We start from the raw sequence: 2,630 nt of genomic DNA, 5'->3' as shown, positions 1-2,630 counted from the left end.
CAGTCCGGGCGGCGGGCAGCCCGGCGGGTTCGAGGGATTCGAAGGCGCGGCGACCGCCGACTTGAGCGACCTGTTCGAAGGCTTGTTCAGCGGATCGCGCGGGGCCCGGCGGACGCGCGCACCGCAAAAGGGCGCCGACGTCGCCTATCGCCTCAAGGTGCCGTTCCTCGATGCGGCAACGCTCAAGGCCCAGCGGGTAACGCTCGCGGGGGGCAAGACGATCGACGTCAAAATGCCCAACGGGGTCGAGGAGGGGAGCAAGATCCGCCTCGCCGGGCAGGGCCAGCCGGGGCCGGGAGGCAAGGGCGACGCGATCATCGCGATCGAGATCGCCAGCCACCCGCACTTCACCCGTGACGGCAAGGATATCCGCCTGTCGTTGCCGATCAGCCTGACCGAAGCGGTGCTGGGCGGCAAGATCAAGGCGCCGACCCCCGAGGGGCCGGTGATGCTGACCGTCCCCAAGGGCGCGACCTCGGGCAAGGTGCTCCGGCTCAAAGGGCGCGGCTTTACCGACAAGGCCGGCAAGCGCGGTGATTTGCTGGTGACGCTGGCAATCGACATTCCGCCGGGCGATGCCGCGCTCGAGGCGTTCGTCGAGGGCTGGGCCGGCGGCGGCAACCCGCGCGCGGCATTGGGGGTTTAGTGCAGGAACAGCATCCCCTTTCGCCCGAAGACCGGCGCAAGCGCCAAGCCGCTGAGACCGCGGCTTATGGCCCCGATGTCATCGAGCAGATTTACCAGCCGCCAACCCCGTGGGAAATCGTCAAGCGCGTGGCGATCGGGGTCTATAATGACGGCTTCATCCATGCGGGGAACCTGGCCTATCTGGCGCTTCTGGCGATGTTTCCGTTCTTCATCCTCGCCGCGGCCATGGCCCATCTTCTCGGCCGCACCGAGGACGGAGCACTGACCGTCGCAACCTTTCTCGCCAAGCTGCCGCCGGGCGTCGCCACGACCTTGAGCGGGCCAGTCAACGAAGTGCTGACCGCGCGCACTGGACCCTTGCTGTGGTTCGGCGCGCTGGTCGGCCTGTGGACCGCGGCGAGCTTCATCGAGACCATTCGTGACATTTTGCGCCGCGCCTATGGCGTCAAATTCTGCGCGCCGTTCTGGGAATACCGGCTTGCCTCGATCGCGATCATCTTCGCTGCGGTGGTGATCCTGATGTTCGCCTTTGCGTTCACCGTGATCCTGAGTTCGCTGCAGCGCGCGATCGAGCAGCTGCTGCCCATTTCCGCCGAAGTCGGCAGCACGCTCGGGACCTTTCAGGCGGTGCCCGCGGTGATGATGTTCTTCACCTTTTACGTCTTGTTTTACGCCCTGACGCCGGTTCGCTATCGCAAGCAGGGTTGCAAGAAATGGCCGGGGGCCCTGCTGATCACCGGCTGGTGGCTGGGGACGGTATGGCTGCTGCCCCAAACGATCGGCCTGTTCGGGGGCTACAGCCTGACTTACGGCAGCCTCGCCGGCGTGATGATCGCTCTATTGTTCTTCTTCGTCATCGGATTGGGCGTGGTTACCGGCGCGGAATTGAACGCTGCCCTAGCGGAAAGCGGGGCGACGGCGCTAAAGGGTGAAATCTACAGCGGGCCGTTCAAGGACGAGCTCGAAGTCGAAGAGCCGCAGCCCGGCGAGGATGTGGTACCGGAGCTGGTAACAGGGGGACCACAGTTTTGACCAAGGCTTCGGGCGGACTGATGCAGGGCAAGCGCGGGCTGATCATGGGCCTGGCCAACGACCGCTCGCTGGCCTGGGGCATCGCCAAGGCATTGGGCGAACAGGGCGCTGAACTGGCTTTCTCCTACCAGGGCGATTCGCTCGAAAAGCGGGTCCGCCCGCTGGCCGAACAGCTCGGCTCCGACCTGCTCATCGACTGCGACGTCAGCAGCACCGGCGCGCTCGACAAGGCGTTCGCCGGCCTGGCCAAAAAATGGGACAAGCTCGACTTCCTGGTCCACGCGATCGGCTTTTCGGACAAGAACGAGCTGCGCGGCAAGTTCGTCGACACCAGCCTCGACAATTTCCTGCTGACCATGAACATCTCGGTCTACAGCTTCGTCGCGGTCGCCCAGCGGGCGCGGGCGATGATGGACCGCGGTGGCTCGATGCTGACCCTGACCTATTACGGCGCCGAAAAAGTCATCCCACATTACAATGTCATGGGGGTCGCCAAGGCGGCGCTCGAAACCAGCGTCAAATATCTCGCGATGGACCTCGGACCCGAGGGCATCCGCGTCAACGCCATTTCGGCCGGCCCGATCAAGACACTGGCGGCCAGCGGCATCGGCGACTTCCGCTACATCATGAAGTGGAACGAGTATAATTCGCCGCTTCGCCGCAATGTCACGATTGAGGATGTCGGCGGCGCCGCGCTTTACCTGCTGTCCGACCTCGCCAGCGGTGTTACCGGCGAAATCCACCATGTCGATGCCGGCTATAATGTCGTGGGCATGAAGGCCGAGGACGCCCCCGACATCGCCACGGTCTAGCCAAGTGGCGGACCCGGTCGGCCGCAAAGTGCGCTTGTTCGGGCGGGTGCAGGGCGTCTTTTTCCGCCAATGGGCCATCAAGCAGGCGCGCGCGCTGGGCGTCGCCGGCTGGGTGCACAATCGCACCGATGGGTCGCT

The 2,630-nt window shown here is 64.8% G+C and carries 4 protein-coding genes; all 4 read left to right on the top strand.

Features of this window, described 5'->3' with window-relative positions:
- Positions 1–646: J domain-containing protein (locus RMO25_RS05200; protein ID WP_309661540.1), on the top strand; the 646-nt coding region annotated here is incomplete at its 5' end.
- The gene (locus tag RMO25_RS05195; RefSeq protein ID WP_309661539.1) at positions 646–1,680 is read left to right on the top strand and encodes a YihY/virulence factor BrkB family protein; all 1,035 of its coding nucleotides are present in this window, start codon (positions 646–648) and stop codon (positions 1,678–1,680) included. The genes RMO25_RS05200 and RMO25_RS05195, both read left to right, overlap by 1 nt.
- A 20-nt stretch (positions 1,681–1,700) precedes the next feature.
- Complete coding sequence (gene fabI / locus RMO25_RS05190; protein ID WP_309661542.1) at positions 1,701–2,492, top strand: enoyl-ACP reductase FabI; 792 nt, start codon at positions 1,701–1,703, stop codon at positions 2,490–2,492.
- Positions 2,493–2,496: 4 nt separating this feature from the next.
- The coding region (locus RMO25_RS05185; RefSeq protein WP_309661541.1) for an acylphosphatase at positions 2,497–2,630 on the top strand (134 nt) is incomplete at its 3' end.

It is taken from the genome of Sphingomonas sp. (genome assembly GCF_031361285.1).
In the GTDB taxonomy this organism is placed as follows: domain Bacteria; phylum Pseudomonadota; class Alphaproteobacteria; order Sphingomonadales; family Sphingomonadaceae; genus Sphingomicrobium.
Note: the sequence above shows the minus strand (reverse complement) of the source record. Positions and strands in the feature narration are given on the sequence as shown.